Annotated in this window: 17 protein-coding genes; 16 read left to right on the forward strand and 1 reads right to left on the reverse strand. The window is 55.9% G+C overall.

Annotation, left to right across the window (positions count from 1 at the left end):
- The 11 genes from DXY37_RS08980 to DXY37_RS09035 all read left to right on the forward strand — a co-directional run bounded on the left by DXY37_RS08980 (position 1) and on the right by DXY37_RS09035 (position 10,428).
- Positions 1-1,167, forward strand: coding sequence for a F420-0:Gamma-glutamyl ligase (locus DXY37_RS08980; protein ID WP_115126300.1), 1,167 nt, complete (start codon positions 1-3; stop codon positions 1,165-1,167).
- 51 nt (positions 1,168-1,218) lie between these two features.
- Positions 1,219-2,310: a hypothetical protein gene (locus tag DXY37_RS08985; RefSeq protein ID WP_115126301.1), complete on the forward strand. Its 1,092-nt coding sequence runs from the start codon at positions 1,219-1,221 to the stop codon at positions 2,308-2,310.
- 1 nt (position 2,311) lies between these two features.
- A complete protein-coding gene (gene ruvX, locus DXY37_RS08990) occupies positions 2,312-2,818 on the forward strand; it encodes a Holliday junction resolvase RuvX (protein ID WP_115126302.1) in 507 nt (168 codons plus the stop codon).
- Entirely contained in the window at positions 2,815-3,357 is a 543-nt protein-coding gene (locus DXY37_RS08995) for a DUF3727 domain-containing protein (RefSeq protein WP_115126303.1), read from the forward strand. Before ruvX ends, DXY37_RS08995 begins: the two co-directional genes overlap by 4 nt.
- Positions 3,357-3,866, forward strand: a complete 510-nt coding sequence (locus tag DXY37_RS09000) for a YqeG family HAD IIIA-type phosphatase (protein WP_115126304.1) — start codon at positions 3,357-3,359, stop codon at positions 3,864-3,866. Before DXY37_RS08995 ends, DXY37_RS09000 begins: the two co-directional genes overlap by 1 nt.
- A complete protein-coding gene (gene proB / locus DXY37_RS09005; protein WP_115126305.1) occupies positions 3,863-4,984 on the forward strand; it encodes a glutamate 5-kinase in 1,122 nt (373 codons plus the stop codon). Before DXY37_RS09000 ends, proB begins: the two co-directional genes overlap by 4 nt.
- 1,069 nt (positions 4,985-6,053) lie before the next feature.
- The gene (lpxD, locus tag DXY37_RS09015) at positions 6,054-7,133 is read left to right on the forward strand and encodes a UDP-3-O-(3-hydroxymyristoyl)glucosamine N-acyltransferase (protein ID WP_115126307.1); all 1,080 of its coding nucleotides are present in this window, start codon (positions 6,054-6,056) and stop codon (positions 7,131-7,133) included.
- A gap of 31 nt (positions 7,134-7,164) precedes the next feature.
- Entirely contained in the window at positions 7,165-8,238 is a 1,074-nt protein-coding gene (gene leuB / locus DXY37_RS09020) for a 3-isopropylmalate dehydrogenase (protein ID WP_115126308.1), read from the forward strand.
- A gap of 75 nt (positions 8,239-8,313) precedes the next feature.
- On the forward strand, positions 8,314-9,216 hold the full coding sequence (locus tag DXY37_RS09025; protein ID WP_067094961.1) for a phosphoribulokinase: 903 nt from the start codon (positions 8,314-8,316) through the stop codon (positions 9,214-9,216).
- Positions 9,217-9,304: 88 nt separating this feature from the next.
- Complete coding sequence (locus tag DXY37_RS09030; RefSeq protein ID WP_244277003.1) at positions 9,305-9,595, forward strand: hypothetical protein; 291 nt, start codon at positions 9,305-9,307, stop codon at positions 9,593-9,595.
- Positions 9,592-10,428 (forward strand): A24 family peptidase, encoded by an 837-nt coding sequence (locus DXY37_RS09035; RefSeq protein WP_115126309.1) that lies wholly within the window; start codon positions 9,592-9,594, stop codon positions 10,426-10,428. Before DXY37_RS09030 ends, DXY37_RS09035 begins: the two co-directional genes overlap by 4 nt.
- Before the next feature lie 6 nt (positions 10,429-10,434).
- Here DXY37_RS09035 and DXY37_RS09040 read toward each other — a convergent pair whose 3' ends face one another.
- Complete coding sequence (locus tag DXY37_RS09040; protein ID WP_244277005.1) at positions 10,435-10,911, reverse strand: ferritin; 477 nt, start codon at positions 10,909-10,911, stop codon at positions 10,435-10,437.
- 344 nt (positions 10,912-11,255) lie between these two features.
- Between DXY37_RS09040 and accD the strand changes: the two genes are divergently transcribed.
- From accD to DXY37_RS09070, 5 genes are all read left to right on the forward strand, one after another.
- Positions 11,256-12,137 carry an acetyl-CoA carboxylase, carboxyltransferase subunit beta gene (accD, locus tag DXY37_RS09045; RefSeq protein WP_115126310.1) on the forward strand — a complete coding sequence of 294 codons (882 nt, stop codon included), beginning with the start codon at positions 11,256-11,258 and terminating at the stop codon, positions 12,135-12,137.
- Between the two features lie 71 nt (positions 12,138-12,208).
- Positions 12,209-12,544 (forward strand): hypothetical protein, encoded by a 336-nt coding sequence (locus DXY37_RS09050; protein ID WP_115126517.1) that lies wholly within the window; start codon positions 12,209-12,211, stop codon positions 12,542-12,544.
- Between the two features lie 31 nt (positions 12,545-12,575).
- A complete protein-coding gene (locus DXY37_RS09055; RefSeq protein WP_170951829.1) occupies positions 12,576-13,655 on the forward strand; it encodes a Gfo/Idh/MocA family protein in 1,080 nt (359 codons plus the stop codon).
- 116 nt (positions 13,656-13,771) lie between these two features.
- Complete coding sequence (locus tag DXY37_RS09060) at positions 13,772-14,521, forward strand: histidine phosphatase family protein (protein WP_256377372.1); 750 nt, start codon at positions 13,772-13,774, stop codon at positions 14,519-14,521.
- A 313-nt stretch (positions 14,522-14,834) separates the two neighbouring features.
- A complete protein-coding gene (locus DXY37_RS09070; protein ID WP_115126312.1) occupies positions 14,835-15,902 on the forward strand; it encodes a class I fructose-bisphosphate aldolase in 1,068 nt (355 codons plus the stop codon).
- The last annotated feature ends 59 nt before the right edge of the window (positions 15,903-15,961 follow it).

Below are 15,961 nucleotides of genomic sequence, written 5' to 3' on the forward strand. Positions count from 1 at the left end.
ATGTGTGTTCTGCTTGTGATCCTGCTCCTGATCGGCCTGGGAGTGTTCTGGATCGAAGCGCGTCATCGTCTGCGACCCTCATCGCCGCTGAAGCTCCGTCAACTGGACTGGAGCGTCAGGCCATCGGGAGATGATCTTGAGCTGCAGGGATGGATTGAGATCAGCAACCCTCACAAACGCATGGAAGTGATGGTGCCGGAGCTTCAGGTCAACCCAGTGCTGATCGGCAGCTCGGATCTCAACGATGTCACGATCAAAACCAGGATCACGCCCCATCACCCTGATGAGGACACCCGGGCTGACGGCTACTGGCCTGCTTACATCGTGAAGGGGCGCAAAAGCACCCGCATCCAGGTCAGCGTCACCCTCCGTGGTCAGACAGGTGCTGCCATTGCTGATCGGGTCGATACGGTCTGGATGGATGTCAACTGGGTGAACTACGGACCCTTCGGACGCGTTGATCGTCGCCAGGGCGTGGTGGTGCCTCTGCGCAAACCCGCTGTGCTTCAGCCCAGCAAAGCTGAATTCCGCTCCGGGGAGAACTGCAGAGTGCTTCCTTTGAAAACACACTTGCTTGGCCCTCTCGACAGCACCATTGACGTGCTCCGCGACTACGCAGGTGAGCTGTTGCAGCCGGGAGACATTCTCACGATCGGGGAAACCCCTGTCGCCGTGATCCAGGGGCGATATACCCACCCCTCCATGGTCGAACCGACCTGGATTGCTCGCTTGCTCTGCCGCGTATTCCACCCCACCAGCAGCCTCGCCACCGCCTGCGGATTGCAAACACTGATTGACCAGGTAGGGCCGACCCGCGTCATCCTTGCCTGGTCAATCGGCTTGGCACTCAAAATTGTTGGATTGAAGGGCTGGTTCTATCGACTCGCAGGCGAACAAGCGCGTCTGATTGATGACATCACCGGGACGACACCCCCCTACGACCAAACCATCGTCCTTGGCCCCTCTGACCCGGTCCGTCTCTGCCAGGACGCTGCAGATGCTCTCGGCGTCGCCGTTGCGATCGTTGATGTGAACGATCTTGGTCGCGTGAAGGTGCTGGCCTCCAGCAACGGCTGCGATGAAGCGTTGTTGCATCGCGCCCTGCGCCCCAACCCTGCTGGAAATGCCAACGAGCGCACTCCACTGGTGCTGGTCCGACCAGCCTGACCTCAAACAACGAAAGGCGGCGATAGATTTGAACAGTGGTGGAGGCCTGACGTGGCAGCGACAGCTGGATTCCGACTCCGGGTCGAGCCTTTGAAAGCTGGTCATTTGAGCCAGATCGCCTCCACTGTGGATGCCTGTTCAAGCATCGATAACAGCGCTCTGCAGAGCTTGCTGGTTCAGTCATGGTTCAGCCGTCTTGAGCAGTTCCTGCCAGACCCGCTGAACGCTCGACTCACCCGGGTGCTGGCCCTGATCGAGTCGTCCTCAGAAGTCGCAGACCAGATCGAATCCCTGCTGCTGATGCGCTCCAGCAACCGTCGCAACAGTTGCTGGCAACTCGACGTTCTGTCGCTTGCGACCCCTCGTCACTTCAGTCGTCAACAAGGTCTTCGTCTTCTGATCCAGCAAGCGCTGAACGATGACATCGCTCGTTGTCGCAGCTGGCTTGTTCGCTGCGACCCCACGGATCGGCCGCAACTGGATCTGTTGCGCGAGCTTGGCTTCCAGCCTCTACGCCAGGGGAGGATCTGGAATCCGCCGCTCATGGTTTCGCCATCGACGGCGAACGCAAAGAACATTGGAGAGCGAACGAACAGTGGAGAGGTTCCGCAGGGACTTTGCTGGAGTCCCATCAACCGCGAGAACGCACGACAGCTTTTGTCCCTTGAGCAGTCGAGCATCAGCCCTCAACATCGGCAAATCCTCGATCGCCAATGGGGCGACCTGCTCGATCTGAGCGGTGGTGGTTCAACAGTTTTAACGGTTGAAAGAGAGGGAGATCCTCAGGTCATTGCGGGGCTGATCAGGCGCCCATGGGGGATCGATTCACCCCGTCTTGAACTGCTGCGGGGACCGGCGTGGGATGAGCGCATTGGCGCTGGATTACCCGCAGCGTTAATGCAGCTGCTCAACCAGCAAACCCCACCATCACTTCTGATGTCGGACGACGACCAACAACTGAAGGACGTACTCGCAAGTCAGGGATGGCGGGAAGGATCCCTGGAAATGATGCTGGGACGAAGTATCTGGAGGCGCGTGCAGCAGCGCAACCTGGGGGGTCTACGTCCGCTTGAATCCATGCTCGGTCGTCTGCAGCCTCAACAACCGCAGCTGCCAACCCCGAGCCTGGCCCCGAGGCGCTGAGTTGAGCTCACCTCCCCAGGCGCGGTCAGCACTCAGCCTTGATGTCGGCCGTCGAAGGATTGGGCTCGCAGGCTGCGACGGCCTTGGATTGACTGTCACTCCACTCAAAGCATTGCAACGTGGCGACTTCGATCACGATGTCAGCCAAATCAAGACACTCTGCGACGCTCGCCGGGTTGAGGCTCTGATTGTTGGTCTACCCCTGGACGATTCGGGTGAGCCCACCATGCAGGCCAAACACTGTCATCGCTACGGCGTCCGACTGGCTCGTGCTCTGTCTCTGCCAATGGCCCTTGTGAACGAGCACAGCAGCAGCTGGGCAGCGGCAGAGCGCCATCAGCTGCATGGAGATCGCACTGGGCGACTGGACAGTGCCGCGGCAGCACTGCTGCTCGAACAGTGGCTTGCCGATGGGCCTGAACCACAACCAGTCCAGATGGCGCCTGCGAAACGTGGCGAAACGGATGCTGATGCAAGATCCTGGACTTCAATTCCTCCAGCGCCATGAGTTCCAGCGGACCTGCTTCCAACGGTGAGGTGCCCACCGTTCTCGTCAAGGACCGTGACGGACACGACCTGCTTTGTTTTCTTGAGCAGCTCATTCCTCTTGATGAGAAGGATTATGCGCTTCTCACGCCTGTTGATACACCTGTGTGTCTGTTCCGTCTGCGCGACGGGGATGATCCCGAACTAATCGAAAGCATCGCCAGCAGCGAGCCGATCCTTTCGGTCGCTGATGTGGTGCTTCAGGAACACGATCTCACCCTGGTTCGCTCAGCGGTGACTCTGACCGTGAACGGTGAGCTTGATGAACCCGATCCTGACGATCTCGACGAGGAGGACGTTGACGATGAATCCGAAACCTATGAGCTGTTGGTGAGCTTTCTTGTGGAGGAACAGGAATATGGCCTGTACATCCCTCTGGATCCCTTTTTCGTGGTGGCAAGAATGGACGACGGTGCAGCCTTGCTTGTTGAGGGTGAGGAGTTCGACCGCGTTCAACCACGGATTGAAGCCGAGCTGGATGAGCAGGGGCTTCCTGAGTGATGCAGCGTCACTGGCTGATACCGGATTGGGATCCGGGCCTGACCCTGGCCCACTTACCCCTGGAACCCCTGATTGGGAGGGGTATCAAGGTTCTGTTGCTGGATGTGGACCGTACCCTGCTCCCAGGGCGTGGCGTGGAACTGCCCGCTCCAATGCGTCGCTGGGCCAAGGATGCATCGCGTTTGTTGCACATTCATCTGATCAGCAATAACCCTTCGCGCCAGAGAATCCAGGCAGTGGCGGATCAGATGAATGTGACTTACACCTGCTCAGCATCAAAACCTCGCCGTGGAGCGATTCGTCGCGTGATCAGCACGCTTCCCAATGCGACGACCGAGATCGCCATGGTGGGAGATCGTGTGTTCACCGATGTTCTTGCCGGCAACAGACTGGGGCTTTACACCGTGCTGGTGAAACCGCCACGCCCCGACGGCACAGCCTGCAGTCACGATCGCGTGCAAAGGCTGGAACGGCAACTCGCCAGATTTTTCGGAGCAGTGGGGCAATGACCCTCAGGGTTGTAAAAGTGGGGACAAGCCTGCTGAGACAACGCCAAGAGACGTCTACGGCCGAAGCAATTGCACAGTTGTCCAACAACCTGGCGGACAGCATGGGCCGCGGCGATCGCACGGTGCTCGTATCGTCTGGAGCCGTTGGCCTGGGCTGTCAACGACTCGGTATGACTCAGCGGCCCCTCAGCCTTCCAGGCCTGCAAGCTGCCGCATCCGTGGGCCAGGGATATCTGATGAGCCTGTATGAAAAAGAATTCTCCCGCCATTCCATTCCAGTCGCACAGGTGCTTCTCACGCGCGCCGACTTGGCAGACCGCCTGAGTTACCACAACGCGTCTGCCACATTGAATCAGCTGCTTGATTGGGGAGTCCTCCCCGTGGTGAATGGAAACGACACGGTGTCTTCAGATGAGCTGAAATTCGGTGACAACGACACCCTCTCAGCACTCGTTGCTGCAGCAGTCAAAGCCGATGAATTGATCCTGTTGACTGATGTTGACAGTCTCTATTCAGCAGATCCTCGTAGTGATCTCAATGCCACACCAATCAAGGATGTGCATGATCCCGAGCAGATCGGAGAGCTCGAGGAAGGAGCAGGTAGCGGTGGCCGATGGGGTACCGGGGGCATGGCCACGAAACTTGCAGCAGCTCGTATCGCCACCGCAAGCGGCATCACAGTGCATCTGGGCGATGGCCGGAAACCAGAGTCATTGCAGAACATCCTGCGAGGCGGTCGAGGCGGCACTGTGTTCCATCCCCACCCTCAACCGCTGGGCAATCGCAAGAGTTGGCTAGCCCATGCACTGCAACCAACAGGCTCGCTGCGCCTGGACCCCGGAGCCTGTCGAGCACTGCTAAATAAAGGAGCTTCGCTCCTGCTGGTTGGCGTCACAGAGCTGAACGGACAGTTCGAGGCCAACCAGGCTGTGCTTCTGCTCAATGAGGATGGCCAGGAGGTGGCTCGCGGCCTCACAACGATGAGCAGCGAGAAGTTGAATCATCTGCTGACCCAGCAGTCATCGAATGCCACAGCCGATGGGGGCTCACCAGTCGTGGTGCATCGCGATGCCATGGTGCTGATGATGCCAACGACACAACAAGCAGCGAATTCATGATCAATGCAAGTTTGTCAATGCGAAACAGGTCGATCTGATGCTTTTCAGACAGTCTGCTAAATCAGTTCAGACGCAATTCACAGATCAAATCGAAGACTATTTGCTTGCAGAAAGCCCAAGATAATATCCAAATCCGTTAGCGCAAATCATGCTAAGGAAGAGAAAAGGAATGATGATATTGGAGTAATCGTGAGCCAGCCAAGACGTCAGCAGAAAAGCGCCGACAGAGGCAGCAGCAAACAAACTGATGATCGGATCCTGTTTCGCCGACATAACATCGTTAAGCACGAAAATTAGAGTAGCCAAAGACTCTTCTTACAGCTGTATCAGCGTCTACAGCGGCGAACATCACAGGTCAATTATCAAACAGCAAACTCTCAATCAGCCGCGAATCATCCAACCAAGTCAAAAATCATTCCAGAAGACTGAGCAAGGATGGCTCCTAAAAGCAGATAAGACGATCGAATCGAACAAAAAGCGAGGACCTACTTCAGCGCAGGCAAGATCACATAAATATAAAGGAGAAGACCTGAATACAGCCCTCCCAGAATCAAAAACCACTTCGACATCATTCATGAATAATTTGACACAGCATAGCCAAGAGGCAGCTCAAGCTCTTGCCGACCCAAACATCATCAAGCAAACAACAGCTCCAGGCCGGGAAAGACGACACACTTAGATGCGTTTAAACGCTGAATGCCAGCAATAACCATTCATGCCAACAAGATCAAAGAGGTAACCCTTGACAATCGTTGAAAACCAGGATTCAGGAAATAACAATGTTTTCACGACAAGGAGTAGCAATCAGACTCACAAGAAGCCGAAAATCTCCACCAAAATATTGAGAACTCACCGCGTTGCGCAAACAAAATCTGCCAGCGTTGACTGTTCACACTCTCGATCAGTCGTGATTTCGGAACAGTCCGGCATGCATCATCAACCTCTTAGCCGGCTAACTTGACCGCAACTTCTCACTGGTTTTTCAAAGGCTGTCAGTAACGAATGAGTTGCAAACCAGTTGGAGAATGTCAGCTGTGAACACGATGTTCAGTCAAACCGGTACGTCCCCATGCGCTTCAGCGAGTTGATCGCCATTCTTGAGCAGGGCGAGTCAGGCGTTCTGAAGGTTTCGGCAGGCCAGGATCCCGAACTCCGAGGAGCCGCCTCTCTCGAATGCGCACAAGCTGATCAACTCAGCTTCCTTGAGCAAGGCAATGCGCTAGTTGCAAGCCTCGAAACCAGTGGCGTAGGTGCGGTCTTGATCCCTGATCAAGAAGAGTTGAAGGCGCTTGCTGAACACCGAAAACTGTCTTGGGCCGCCTGTCGCGATCCGCGATTGGCTTTCGCTGAAGCGCTCGAACAACTGCATCCCCGTCCCATACCGAACGCGGGCATCCATCCCAGCGCCGTGATCTCCGATCGCGTGCAGATTGGAGCTGGTGTGAGCGTGTCCGCCAACGTGACGATTGGGGATGACACCCGGATCGGAGCGCAAACCGTGATTCACCCAGGAGTGGTGATCTACGGCAACGTGGACATCGGGGAAGGCTGTGAATTGCACGCCAATGCCGTTTTGCACCCCGGATGCCGTATCGGCAGGGGTTGTGTCGTGCATTCCAATGCAGTCGTCGGATCAGAAGGGTTTGGCTTTGTGCCAACGGCCAAGGGTTGGCGCAAGATGCCCCAGACCGGTTTGGTTGTTCTCGAAGACGGTGTCGAGATCGGATGTGGCAGCACGATTGATCGTCCTTCCGTCGGCGAAACCCGGATTGGTGCCGGCAGCAAAGTCGACAATCTCGTGCAGATCGGTCATGGCGTCGTGACAGGACGGGGCTGCGCCTTGGCCTCACAGGTGGGGATCGCCGGTGGAGCACGTCTGGGCGATGGGGTGATCCTCGCCGGACAGGTGGGTGTCGCCAACCGTGCGGTGATCGGCGACAGAGCGATCGCCAGCTCCAAAAGCGGCATCCATGGCGAAATCGCTTCAGGGGAAGTGGTGAGCGGATATCCAGCCATTCCGAACAGGCTCTGGCTGCGCTGTTCTGCGGCCTTCAGCAAATTGCCTGAGATGACCAAACAGCTGCGTCAACTTCAGCGTCAAGTTGAACCAGCGGTCTCTGGTTCTGAAGGATCAGAGACCGCTCAGTAATCTCCCACCAGCACTGTCCGGGCTCGGCAACATGGATCAGCATCGTGTCGTTCTTCTGCCCGGCGATGGCATCGGCCCGGAAATCACCGCTGTAGCCCGTCAGCTGCTCGAAGCCGTCGCCGTACGTTTTGACTTCAGCCTGACGTTCGATGAACAGCTGATCGGTGGAGCCGCTATCGATGCCACCGGAGAACCATTACCGGCAAGCACACTGAAGACCTGCCGTTCAGCCGATGCTGTGTTGCTTGCAGCCATCGGCAGTCCCCGTTTCGATGAATTGCCGAGAGCCAAGCGACCGGAAAGCGGACTGCTGGCTTTGCGTTCTGGGATGGAGCTGTTCGCCAATCTCCGACCGGTCAAGATCGTGCCTGCCTTGATCGATGCCAGCAGTCTCCGGCCAGAAGTGATTGAAGGAGTCGATCTGATGGTCGTTCGTGAACTCACGGGTGGCATTTACTTCGGCCAACCGAAAGGGCGAATCGAAGCAGACGGAGAAGAACGGGGCTTCAACACCATGACCTACTCGGATTCAGAGGTGGATCGAATCGCCAGAGTGGCTTTCGAGCTGGCGGGTGAACGTACGGGCCGACTGTGCTCAGTGGACAAGGCCAACGTGCTTGATGTCAGCCAGCTCTGGAGAGACCGGGTGGATGCCTTGTCGAGCAACTACAGCAAAGTGGAGGTGAGTCACATGTACGTGGACAACGCTGCGATGCAGCTCGTTCGAGCCCCACGTCAGTTCGATGTCTTACTTACAGGCAATCTTTTCGGTGACATCCTCAGCGATGAAGCAGCGATGCTCACAGGATCCATCGGCATGCTTCCTTCAGCGTCGCTCGGAAGTGAAGGGCCGGGGCTCTTTGAGCCGGTGCATGGATCAGCTCCGGACATTGCCGGCCAAGACAAGGCCAACCCCATGGCCATGGTTCTCTCCGCAGCGATGATGCTGAGAACAGGATTGAAGCAACCCAGCGCAGCAGACGCTCTGGAACAGGCTGTTGATCAGGTGTTGGCGAAGGGCTTTCGTACCGGCGATCTGATGGCGGAAGGTTGCACACCACTGGGTTGCAGGGCCATGGGTGAAGAGCTGCTCAAGGCACTCTGATCAGATTTGATCAAGCAAATTTCAAAATCGGTCCGTTGACCTGCCAAACTCTTCGGGCCAGATCTGCCTCCGTCGATGTCGAAGCGTCACCCCGTCGTGGCTGTCACCGGTTCCTCAGGTGCCGGCACCAGCACCGTGAAGCGTGCCTTCGAGCACATCTTCGCGCGTGAAAGCATCACACCGGCTGTCGTTGAAGGCGACAGCTACCACCGCTTTGAGCGGATGGCCATGAAAGATGCCATGGCTGATGCTTTGGCCAAGGGTGAGAACTTCTCCCACTTCGGCCCTGAAGCCAACCTCTTTGACAAGCTTGAGGAACTGTTCCGCGTCTATGGAGAGACAGGCGGTGGGCAGAAGCGCTACTACCTGCACAGTCCAGAGGAAGCCGCTGAGCACAATTCCCGTTTGGGAGTTGATCTCAATCCAGGCCAGTTCACCCCCTGGGAAGACATCCCAACTGGCACAGACCTGTTGTTCTACGAAGGGCTTCACGGTGGCGTGAAAGGTGATGCCTACGACGTGGCATCACTTGCCGATCTTCTAGTGGGTGTGGTGCCGATCACCAACCTCGAATGGATCCAGAAGATCCACCGCGACAATGCTGAGCGCGGCTATTCCGCCGAGGCGATTGTGGACACCATCCTGCGCAGGATGCCTGACTACATCAATCACATCTGTCCTCAGTTCAGCCGCACCGATATCAATTTCCAGAGGGTCCCAACGGTCGATACCTCCAACCCATTCATCTGTAGGAACATTCCCAGCCCGGATGAGAGCTTTGTGATCATTCACTTCCGCAAGGGTGCTCGAGAGAAGTGGGGGATTGACTTCAACGATCTTCTGAACATGATCCACGACTCGTTCATGTCCAGCCCCACCAGCATCGTGGTGAACGGCGGCAAGATGGGTTTTGCCATGGAACTGATTCTCACTCCAATCATCCACCGCATGATTGAAGAGAAGAAAAAGATGAACTGATTTCTGTTTATCAACAGCCCCAATCAGCTCTATCGTGGGCTCATCTGATTGTTCAGGTAAGTCTATTTCTGTTTCACCTCCCTCCTTCGTGATCGCGGGAGCCGGCGGAAACGCCAGCCTCACTCCACGCTGGGACCGAGTGGACAGCAGGCGCCTGATCGCTTTGGCCCGAAAAATTTATTTCCAACATCTGAGCGAATCAACCCATTCGCTCGACCCCTGCGGAGTTGTCGTGAAGATCAATCTCACTGAGGGGCGCGTGGTTCTCGAGGCTCCAACGCTTTTGCCTGATGAACAATTCATCAGTGCAGAACTGATCAGTCGAAGGCTAAGGCGACCACGCAATCCCAAAGAACGGGTCAAGGGGCAAGGGTCTTGAACCCACTCCTGGTTTCGATCGTGCTGCTCACAGGAGCCTGTGTTGGCAGCTTCATTAATGTCGTCACCTGGCGACTTCCGAGAGAGGAGTCCGTTGTTTGGCCAGGCAGTCACTGTCCTCGCTGCGGTCATTCCGTGCGATGGCACGACAACGTTCCCGTGATCGGCTGGCTGGCATTAAGAGGGCGCTGCCGCAACTGCGATCAACCCATCTCTGCTCGCTACCCCCTCGTTGAGGCTCTCACTGCAGGGTTATGGCTGAGTGCGGCGTGGGCCATGGGCTTCAACGTTGACACGTTGTCATCAGACCCCGTGACAACTCTCGTCACGCTGGTGGGTGGAGTCGCGCTGATCAGCCTGTTAATGCCGCTGGTGCTGATCGACATCGATCACCTTTGGTTACCGGAACCGATCTGCCGCGCAGGAGTGATCACAGGACTGCTGGCGAGCGCGCTGGTTGCTGCCTTTGGACATCCGGAGATCGGCAAGAGCCTTCTGTTCAATCATCTGCTGGCGTCAGCAGCGGGGTTACTGGTGCTGGAAGGTCTCAGTGCTCTGGCGGAACGCTTGGTGGGACAGCCTGCACTGGGATTGGGTGACGCCAAACTGGCAGCCATGGCAGGAGCCTGGCTGGGACTGGCTGGACTGGGAATGGCTATGGGGATCGCGGTGATCTCAGGAGCGATGTTCGGGGTGATTGGCAGGATCACCGGACGCCTGGAACCCAGACAACCTTTCCCGTTCGGCCCCTTCATTGCCCTGGGGATTTGGTTGGTCTGGTTGATGGGGCCTCAATGGTGGTGGAGTCATTGGGTGGCACTGATCGGGTCGTGAACAAAATCAGACAGCCGCACCGCCCCCAACGCCTGCAATGTCAAAAGCTCCTCCTGCTTTGACGTTGGCCAGTAAAGTTCCATCGAGAAATTGCTGATCGAGCAAGATCAATGCCGCTGGACTGGAATCGGCCAAGCGCAGTCGTTTCAGAACAAATCGAGCTTCGGATTCTTCCTGCAGCTGCTCACCCACAAACCAATCGAGCATGGCTGTGGCAGTCCTATCCCCTTCATTTTCCGAAAGCGTATAAATATTATTGATCGACTTGGTGACAGTTTTTTCCATCTCATACACCTTGTCAAAAAGCGTTTTAACAGACTGCCACTCTCTCTCAGGCGACTCAATCGTAGGCAGCTGAACTTTACATTCGCTATCAACTAGATAGGCAATGAATTTAGAGGCATGACCTCGTTCCTCGGTGCTTTTGTTGAGCATGTAACTAGAGAAACCAATTAAATCTCTCTCACGCAACCAAATCGACATCGCCAGGTGGTATGACTAGCCTGAAACTCAAGCGCAAGATGTTCATTGATTGCCGCAGTATGCGATGCCATCAAAAGAATGCCAATAATTTTTTATAGACAAACAACCGCTGTAAGCCCTAGAGCAAAGATTAAAAACGGTCGGAATCACACCTCTTGAGTGACAAATGTTACGCGTCAGTACTGCTTACTTCGATGCTCGATTGATGGTGTGACTGTGAGCGGAATTGAGACAAAAAATTCCATCAACATCGTCTTGAAAAGGCTCCTGGAAAAGAAGAGAAGTCCCGATGGCATGGTTCTTGGCCCGGTCCGTCTTTTAATGGGCTGGTCTGGATTGTCCCCGTGTCTCTTTTCGACTGGTTCGCTGATCGCCGCAAGGGTCAGTCCGTGGTCAAGGTCGCGCAAGAACCCGAGGAGGGGGATGGTCTTTGGAGCAAATGTCCTGAGTGCTCCCAGGTGGTCTATCGCAAAGACCTTCTGGCCAACGCAAGTGTTTGCGGCAGCTGCAGTTATCACCACCGCATCTTCAGTGCTGAGCGAATCGCGATCATTGCCGACGAGGGAAGCTTTGAACCGCTTGACGAAGACCTGACTCCCACTGATCCGCTTGGGTTCAAGGATCGACGCGCCTATGCCGATCGTCTGCGGGAAACCCAAGCCAGCACAGGACTTCGCGATGGGGTGATTACGGGATTGTGCCGAGTGGACGAGATCCCCATGGCCCTTGCGGTGATGGATTTCCGTTTCATGGGCGGATCTATGGGCTCGGTGGTGGGAGAAAAAATCACCCGGCTGATCGAGGCGGCCACAGCCAAAAAGCTTCCTTTACTCATCGTCTGTGCCTCCGGAGGCGCACGCATGCAGGAAGGCATGCTGAGCCTCATGCAGATGGCCAAGATTTCCGGAGCGCTGGAACGCCATCGCGAAGCGGGTGTGCTTTACATGCCGCTGCTGACGCACCCCACAACAGGTGGCGTCACGGCAAGCTTCGCCATGCTTGGCGATTTGATCCTCGCCGAGCCCAAGGCTCTGATCGGTTTTGCCGGCCGGAGAGTGATTGAACAAACCTTGCGGGAGAAGCTTCCCGATAACTTCCAGACGGCCGAATACCTCCAAGAGCATGGGTTCGTTGACACAATCGTGCCGAGAACACAATTGAAGAACACCTTGGCAACTCTTTTAAGCCTGCATGGCTGTCGTCCCGAGGTCGCCGTCGAGGCATGAACATCAATCTGAGGACACGAGTCCATCAGTGGCTGACATCAGCACTGTTGGCTTCACTGGTTGTGGTTTTAATGCAGACGGGTGTCGCTCAGCCGGTTTTCGCCGGTCCTGTTGATTGGCGTGAAGTGCCATCAACCAGCGAAGGGCAGCAGTGGTGGGACGCAGGAAGCGTCCGCAGAACAAGAGAGGGCAATGTGTCGGTTCTCAGTCGATACAGCCTGAAAACCGAGGATGAATCTCCTGCCCTGGGGACTCTTGTGGTGATGGAAATCGATTGTGATCAGTCGCTCTATCGAGACACACAGAAGAACGGACTGCCCCGCTTCAGGGCTGACTGGGAAGCGCCGGCCAAGGATGATCTAATCACTGAAGTCATCAACGCCGTTTGCAGTTCAGAAATGGGCTGACTGCGTCCCTGTATCCGCCGCCCGCTTTTCCATGGCTCCCAATCCGATCTCTCAACGCCCGATTGGTGTTGCCATCGCCGGCCTCGGCTTCGGCGAAGCGGTTCATCTGCCCGCTCTACAGAACGTTCCCGAGCTGGAACCTGTCGCTCTCTGGCACCGACGGCAGGATCGACTGGATGAGGCCTGCAGCAAATCAGGCCTGAAGGGTTACCAATGCTGGGACTCACTCCTTGAGGATTCGCGAGTCGATGCAGTGATCATTGCCACACCACCGGCACCTCGTTTTGAGCTGGCAATGCGAGCGCTGAAGGCGGGAAAACATCTGCTACTTGAGAAGCCCGTCGCTCTGAATGCGCAGGACGTGGCGGATCTGCAGCGCGAAGCCATCGGCAGAGGTCTCAGCGTTGCTGTGGATTTCGAATACAGAGCAGTTCCCCTGTTTCAACAGGCAGCACGCCTTCTTGAGCAGGGAGCTGTGGGAACCCCATGGCTGGTGAAACTGGATTGGTTGATGAGCAGCAGAGCCAACCCGCAAAGAGCCTGGAACTGGTACTCACAGGCCAATCAAGGTGGAGGCGTCATCGGAGCGCTTGGCACCCATGCCTTTGACACCTTGGCGTGGTTGATCGGCTCTGTTGGAGAACCACAGGCCATGACACGCACCGCCATTGCACACCGACCCGATAGCGAAGGCAACATGCGGCCCGTTGATGCTGACGACATCGCCCTGATCAATGTGGACTTAGGGACCCATCAAGGTGGGACCGTCGCCGCACAAGTCGCCCTGTCCTCGGTTGCACGCAATGGTCGTGGTTGCTGGATTGAGATCTACGGATCCGAGGGCAGCCTGGTTCTGGGGAGTGAGAACCAGAAGGATTATGTGCACGGCTTTTCGCTCACCCTGCAACAAGGCGGAGACGCGGCTCGCAACGTCCAACCAGATGAGGATCTGCGCTTCGCGACGACGTGGAGTGATGGACGAGTCGCACCGGTCGCGCGTCTTCAGAGCTGGTGGGCGAAGAGCATTCAAAAGGGCCATCCGATGGTGCCTGGCCTTGCTGAAGGTCTCGCGAGCCAGCAGGCCTGTGACAGGACTTTGACGTCACGCTGATTCAGACAACGAGCCACTCACTTTGAACTTTGTATCAACAGCGACGGCTTTGCGTGACTTTGAAAATGCCACATAAATATGAAATCGCTTTAATCAATATGTATTTTCTTTGATCAATGATCAAAAAAGCAACCTGTTTTGCTGCGCTCCTCTTGATGGCGGCGTGTTCATCTGGAACGGTCAGCAAGGATTCAGCCAAGGACCAACCAGCTTCCAACAACAGCGAGGTTGAGGCCTATGAACAAAACGAGACAACCCTTTCTGGCGAACAAAACAACAAAGATTTCGTCAACACAGTCGACGACAAGTCTCTCGTTAGCGCGCTGAGGGATGGCGGTCATGTCATCTACATCCGTCATACCAAAACCACGAAGGACTGGGGCGACCAGGTCAGCCCAGAACTGGATCTCGCTGATTGCAGCACTCAGCGTCGCCTGAGTGATGAAGGCAAAGCTGATGCCAAAACGATCGGTGAAGGCATCAAGGCCGCAGGCATTCCTGTTGGAGATGTCATCTCAAGCGACTACTGCCGTGCGTACAACACAGCTGATTTGGCTTTCGGCACCTACACCAAGAACTCAGATCTGAATTTCCTGCCCTGTGTTGAGTGCTCTCCGGAGGATTACGAGAACTACGCCAAGCGCGTTGCTCCCTTGATGTCCGCGAAACCTGAAGCCGGCAAAAACACATTCCTCGTTGGACACGATGACCCCTTCCAGGGTGTGACGATGCCTGTGGTTCCAACCAATGGAATTTATCCCGCACCCATGGGTGTTGCCTACGTTGCAAAGCCCCTCGGTGATGGCAATTTCGAGCTGGTTGCCAAAATCCTTCCCAATCAGTGGCAGGCCCTCTCTGAGCTTTGATTCGGCCTACTCCTGATTGAGACTTCAAAGACCAAAAAGCTGGCTCCTTGAGGAGCCGGCTTTTTTATGCAACACAGTCCAGAACAAAACGAGCAGGTTTGAGGAGAAGAAATTGACATCAGCTCGTCGACTGAACGAACGAGTCGACATCAGCCTGAAATCGCTTAGCCCAGTTACCAGCGCGCTGCAACCAATCAGGGCAGCAACAATCAAATGTTTCAGCCAGTGCGTAGCAAATCTCACTTAAGGGTGTAAACAGAGAGGCTTAGGTGTCCTTCTGGACCCCGAGACTCTCTCAATTCCGAAGAATCAAATGGCACTGTCTGATTATTCCTCCGAACTGATTGCAACCGCACAATCTCTCGCCTCACCTGGCAAGGGGATTCTTGCTGTGGACGAATCCACCAAGACCATCGGCAAGCGCTTGGGCTCCATCGGAGTTGAGAACACCGAAGCCAATCGCCAGGCCTATCGCGGAATGCTCTTCACCGCAGACGGTCTCGGAGACTTCATCAGCGGGGCCATTCTTTACGAAGAGACCCTCTTCCAAAACCATGCCGACGGCGAGTCCATGGTCAACAAACTTGGCAAGCTGGGCATCATTCCTGGTATCAAGGTTGATATGGGCCTCCGTCCGCTCGTCGGCGCAGGCTCGGTTGAAACCCTTTGCACTGGCCTGGACGGACTGGTCGAGCGTGCAGCCGACTACTACGCACAAGGAGCACGCTTCGCAAAATGGCGCGCTGTTCTGCAAATCACCTCTGACGGCTGCCCCTCACCTCTGTCTGTTCGGGAGAACGCCTGGGGACTGGCTCGTTATGCACGCTCAGTCCAGGAATCAGGTCTTGTGCCGATTGTGGAACCAGAGATCCTGATGGATGGTGATCACACGATCGAAACCACAGCCCGAATTCAGGAGCACGTGATCCAAGAGGTGTATCACGCTTGCCAGGCCAACGGTGTTCTGCTTGAAGGAACCCTGTTGAAGCCTTCAATGACCGTCCAGGGAGCCGATTGTTCCGAAAAAGCAGATCCAGCCAAAGTGGCTGCCATGACCGTGCGCACTCTGGAGCGCAGCGTCCCAGCAAGCGTTCCCGGCATCGTGTTCCTGTCTGGTGGTCTGAGCGAAGAAGCTGCTTCGGTTTACCTGAACCACATGAACACCATCGAGCGCAAAGCGAAATGGAATCTTGGCTTCTCTTACGGAAGAGCACTGCAGCACTCCTGCCTGAAGGGATGGGCTGGCACGAACCTGGAAGCCGGCCAGAAAGCACTGCTGGCACGCGCCCAGGCCAACTCTGAGGCCTCACTCGGTCGCTATGTACCCGGATCACAGCCCTCCTCCGATGAGCAGCTGTTTGTAGCGGGCTACACCTACTGATTCAGCATCACGCACAGCCTGACACCGCTTGTGAGACAGGCGTGCGTGACAAATTGAAC

The organism is Synechococcus sp. GEYO, from assembly GCF_900473955.1.
Classification (GTDB): domain Bacteria; phylum Cyanobacteriota; class Cyanobacteriia; order PCC-6307; family Cyanobiaceae; genus Synechococcus_C.

What these genes read in the sequence shown, in the direction of transcription:
- DXY37_RS08980 (WP_115126300.1), top strand. Translation starts at nt 1, where the DNA reads ATGTGTGTTCTGCTTGTGATCCTGCTCCTGATCGGCCTGGGAGTGTTC.
- DXY37_RS08995 (WP_115126303.1), top strand. Translation starts at nt 2,815, where the DNA reads ATGAGTTCCAGCGGACCTGCTTCCAACGGTGAGGTGCCCACCGTTCTC.
- DXY37_RS09000 (WP_115126304.1), top strand. Translation starts at nt 3,357, where the DNA reads ATGCAGCGTCACTGGCTGATACCGGATTGGGATCCGGGCCTGACCCTG.
- proB (WP_115126305.1), top strand. Translation starts at nt 3,863, where the DNA reads ATGACCCTCAGGGTTGTAAAAGTGGGGACAAGCCTGCTGAGACAACGC.
- lpxD (WP_115126307.1), top strand. Translation starts at nt 6,054, where the DNA reads ATGCGCTTCAGCGAGTTGATCGCCATTCTTGAGCAGGGCGAGTCAGGC.
- leuB (WP_115126308.1), top strand. Translation starts at nt 7,165, where the DNA reads ATGGATCAGCATCGTGTCGTTCTTCTGCCCGGCGATGGCATCGGCCCG.
- DXY37_RS09025 (WP_067094961.1), top strand. Translation starts at nt 8,314, where the DNA reads ATGTCGAAGCGTCACCCCGTCGTGGCTGTCACCGGTTCCTCAGGTGCC.
- DXY37_RS09040 (WP_244277005.1), bottom strand. Translation starts at nt 10,911, where the DNA reads ATGTCGATTTGGTTGCGTGAGAGAGATTTAATTGGTTTCTCTAGTTAC.
- DXY37_RS09050 (WP_115126517.1), top strand. Translation starts at nt 12,209, where the DNA reads ATGCAGACGGGTGTCGCTCAGCCGGTTTTCGCCGGTCCTGTTGATTGG.
- DXY37_RS09055 (WP_170951829.1), top strand. Translation starts at nt 12,576, where the DNA reads ATGGCTCCCAATCCGATCTCTCAACGCCCGATTGGTGTTGCCATCGCC.
- DXY37_RS09060 (WP_256377372.1), top strand. Translation starts at nt 13,772, where the DNA reads ATGATCAAAAAAGCAACCTGTTTTGCTGCGCTCCTCTTGATGGCGGCG.
- DXY37_RS09070 (WP_115126312.1), top strand. Translation starts at nt 14,835, where the DNA reads ATGGCACTGTCTGATTATTCCTCCGAACTGATTGCAACCGCACAATCT.